2 protein-coding genes are annotated in these 2,308 nt (G+C 54.9%); one reads left to right on the plus strand and one right to left on the minus strand.

Features of this window, described 5'->3' with window-relative positions; genetic code table 11:
• Nucleotides 1–58 precede the first annotated feature (58 nt).
• Nucleotides 59–193, minus strand: a complete 135-nt coding sequence (gene rpmH / locus ACIQU2_RS28560) for a 50S ribosomal protein L34 (RefSeq protein ID WP_003213577.1) — start codon at nucleotides 191–193, stop codon at nucleotides 59–61.
• Nucleotides 194–760: 567 nt separating this feature from the next.
• Between rpmH and dnaA the strand changes: the two genes are divergently transcribed.
• On the plus strand, nucleotides 761–2,281 hold the full coding sequence (gene dnaA / locus ACIQU2_RS28565; RefSeq protein ID WP_347803513.1) for a chromosomal replication initiator protein DnaA: 1,521 nt from the start codon (nucleotides 761–763) through the stop codon (nucleotides 2,279–2,281).
• Nucleotides 2,282–2,308: the final 27 nt, after the last annotated feature.

The raw sequence follows: 2,308 nt of genomic DNA on the forward strand, positions 1-2,308 counted from the left end.
GGGAGTAAGCAGACGCTTTTCCCGACAGAAGTCCTGACTCACCTCCAGTGCCGGATTATCAAACTGCCAGACGCGCACGACCTTTGGCGCGACGACGCGACAGGACGGCACGACCGTTTTTGGTAGCCATGCGAGCACGGAAACCGTGGGTACGAGCGCGTTTGATAGTGCTTGGTTGGAAAGTACGTTTCATTGTCGTGTTACCTGGTTCGTCCACAACGGGCCGGAATGGCCCCCGTTTTAAGAGACCGGGGATTCTAGAGAAAGCAAGCCTCTAGGTCAATTTCCAACCAGCGTTTCCTTATAAATAGATCTACAGACGTTTTTCCTGCCGAGCTCCTTGGCTAGATATAGAAATTAAGAAGGAAAGTATTTAAAGCTTTTCTGTAAAGCTTATAAAAGCTAGGGACACGATCATCTGTGGATAACTGCCATCAGCCCTTTAAAGTCGTGATGTACAGAGAATGACAACTACGGTGGAAAACGGTGGTAAGCCTGTGCTGCGCTGTCGGATAAGCTGTGTGTGAAAGAGGTACTTACCCACAGGGTGGTTATCCACCGAGTTTCCCCCCCACTTGTACAACGACCTTAGACCCGGTTATCCACAGAGCTTATGCACAGACCGCTGGTCGTCTTTTTTTCGTATAAATCACTGATTCTTCATGGGAGGTGCACAACCTTCGTGTGGATAAGTCGGGGCTTGGTCGGCTACAATGGCGGCTTGTTTTTGCCTCACCGGCTTTCAACTTAGGGGATATCCGTGTCAGTGGAACTTTGGCAGCAGTGCGTGGAGCTTTTGCGCGATGAGCTGCCTGCCCAACAATTCAACACTTGGATCCGTCCACTACAGGTCGAAGCCGAAGGCGACGAGTTGCGTGTCTACGCACCGAATCGTTTTGTTCTCGACTGGGTCAACGAAAAGTACCTGGGCCGCGTCCTTGAACTGCTGGATGAGCATGGCAATGGCATGGCGCCGGCGCTGTCCTTATTAATAGGCAGCAAACGCAGTTCGGCACCGCGTGCTGCCCCGAATGCTCCGTTGGCCGCCGCTGCTTCACAGGCTCAGGCCGCTCAAGCACCTGTCAGCGCCACGGCGCCAGCCCAGGTAGCCGCTCCGACCAAGCGTGCGACGCAAAAAGTTGCCGAGGTTAATGAAGAGCCATCGCGCGACAGCTTCGACCCGATGGCCGGGGCCAGTTCGCAACAAGCTCCGATTCGCGCCGAACAGCGTACGGTGCAGGTCGAAGGCGCGCTTAAGCACACCAGCTACCTGAACCGTACCTTCACCTTCGAAAACTTCGTCGAGGGCAAGTCCAACCAACTCGCTCGGGCTGCGGCCTGGCAAGTGGCGGACAATCCCAAGCACGGTTACAACCCGCTCTTCCTTTATGGTGGCGTAGGCTTGGGTAAAACCCACTTGATGCACGCTGTGGGTAACCACCTATTAAAGAAGAATCCGAATGCCAAGGTTGTGTACCTGCATTCCGAGCGTTTCGTTGCGGACATGGTCAAGGCCTTGCAGCTGAATGCGATCAACGAGTTCAAGCGCTTCTACCGCTCGGTGGATGCATTGTTGATCGATGACATTCAGTTTTTCGCCCGCAAGGAACGTTCCCAGGAAGAGTTTTTCCACACCTTCAACGCCCTGCTTGAAGGTGGCCAGCAGGTCATTCTCACCAGTGACCGCTACCCGAAAGAAATCGAAGGCCTTGAAGAGCGCCTGAAATCCCGCTTCGGCTGGGGCCTGACGGTAGCCGTCGAGCCGCCGGAACTGGAAACCCGCGTGGCGATCCTGATGAAAAAGGCCGATCAGGCCAAAGTCGATCTACCCCATGACGCGGCGTTCTTCATTGCCCAGCGTATTCGTTCCAACGTCCGTGAGCTGGAAGGCGCGCTCAAACGCGTGATCGCCCACTCGCACTTCATGGGCCGCGATATCACCATCGAGTTGATTCGCGAATCCCTGAAAGATCTGTTGGCACTGCAAGACAAACTGGTCTCTGTGGATAACATTCAGCGCACTGTCGCCGAGTACTACAAGATCAAGATCTCCGACTTGTTGTCCAAACGTCGTTCGCGTTCGGTAGCTCGTCCGCGTCAGGTCGCCATGGCGTTGTCCAAAGAACTGACCAACCACAGCCTGCCGGAAATCGGCGACGTGTTTGGCGGCCGGGACCACACCACTGTTTTGCACGCCTGCCGCAAGATCAACGAACTTAAGGAATCCGACGCGGACATCCGCGAGGACTACAAGAACCTGCTGCGTACACTGACCACTTGATGAACCCCAGCGCAGCTTATGAGGGCA

This window comes from Pseudomonas sp. NPDC098740, assembly GCF_044760065.1.
Taxonomy (GTDB): domain Bacteria; phylum Pseudomonadota; class Gammaproteobacteria; order Pseudomonadales; family Pseudomonadaceae; genus Aquipseudomonas; species Aquipseudomonas rossensis.

Coding starts and splice junctions, on each gene's coding strand:
- rpmH (WP_003213577.1), bottom strand. CDS start 193: ATGAAACGTACTTTCCAACCAAGCACTATCAAACGCGCTCGTACCCAC.